At 63.2% G+C, this 405-nt stretch carries 1 pseudogene; it reads left to right on the forward strand.

Features of this window, described 5'->3' with window-relative positions:
• Positions 1 to 105 precede the first annotated feature (105 nt).
• Positions 106 to 405 (forward strand): annotated as a pseudogene (locus tag EN780_RS38170) (insulinase family protein); the annotation flags it as partial.

Here is a 405-nt window from a genome sequence, read left to right on the forward strand (position 1 = left end):
CTCCCCGCCAAGCCACTCGATCAGCAGATTGACCTCGCCGCATGAACCGATAACCTCAATTTGCCGGAGGCTGCTCCGCCAAATTCCAACACGATCCGCTACGGCACCGACTCCAGAGCCTTCTATGACAAATATTACACGCCCAGCAACGCCGTCCTGGTGGTGGCCGGCGATGTCGAGCCGGAAACGGTCAAGGCGCTGGCCGATAAGACGTAGGGAACCGTGCCGACGGCTCCTGGTCTAACCCGCATCCGCCCAGTCGAGCCGGAGCAAAACGCCAAGCGCACGGTGACGCTGACCGGCGTGCGCAATTCGGTGCCGCGCTTTTCCACGCAATGGATGGTGCCGTCCTATCATACGGCCGCACCCGGCGAGGCCGAGGCGCTCGACTGCTGGCCGACATCC

Source organism: Mesorhizobium sp. M4B.F.Ca.ET.089.01.1.1 (assembly GCF_004022605.1).
Classification (GTDB): Bacteria; Pseudomonadota; Alphaproteobacteria; order Rhizobiales; family Rhizobiaceae; genus Mesorhizobium; species Mesorhizobium abyssinicae.